The organism is Kitasatospora sp. NPDC093558 (assembly GCF_040683475.1).
GTDB lineage: Bacteria > Actinomycetota > Actinomycetes > Streptomycetales > Streptomycetaceae > Kitasatospora.
In genome coordinates, this window is sequence record NZ_JBFBDY010000648.1 from 1 (window position 1) to 666 (window position 666).

At 74.5% G+C, this 666-nt stretch carries 1 protein-coding gene; it reads left to right on the forward strand.

Annotated elements, in window-relative coordinates; all coding sequences use genetic code 11:
• On the forward strand, positions 1–666 hold a 666-nt coding region (locus AB0O00_RS33085), incomplete at both ends, for a hypothetical protein (RefSeq protein WP_363658123.1).

Sequence of the window (666 nt, forward strand, 5' to 3'; positions counted from 1 at the left end):
CACCACGCCGTGGGGGACCTGCAGAGCTTCATGCTGCTGATGCGGGCGTGGTCCGCCGCGGTCGAGGGCGAGCCGCTGCCGGAGGCCGAACTCGTCGCCGACCAGGACGCGTTGCTCGACGAACTGCTCCCCGCCGAGGACTGCGCACCGCCCGGATTCCGGCTGCCCGACCCGGCCGAGGCCGAGCTGCTCGCGCGCGAGGTGGCGGCCGGGCCGCGCGCCAACCGGACCGTCCAGATCTACTTCGGGGACGCCGAGATCGAGCGGATGCGCGCCGACTTCGGCGCGGCGGCCGGGCGACGGCTCTCCGCCGGGGACGTCCTGTGCGCCCATGTCGTCTGCACCATCAGGGAGTTGGACGGCGACGACGCCGAGCGCATGCTCACTGTCCCGGTCAACGCCCGCCGCTGGCTCGGCCTTTCGCCCGCACACGTCGGCAACCTGCTGAGCGACCTGCACCTCGCGCACGCGGCCGAGGACGGGCCCGCGGCGCTCGCCGCCGCCCTGCGCACGGCCGTCGACGACTTCCCGGCCCGGCATTTGAACCTGCGGGCCAACCTGCGCTTCCTGGCCGCCGTCGGCCGCGACCGGCTGCGCGACTGCGTGCCGGTCGGCTTCGACCCGGCTGCGCGCCGCTTCAGTTTCTCCAACTGGAGCCGCTTCGGC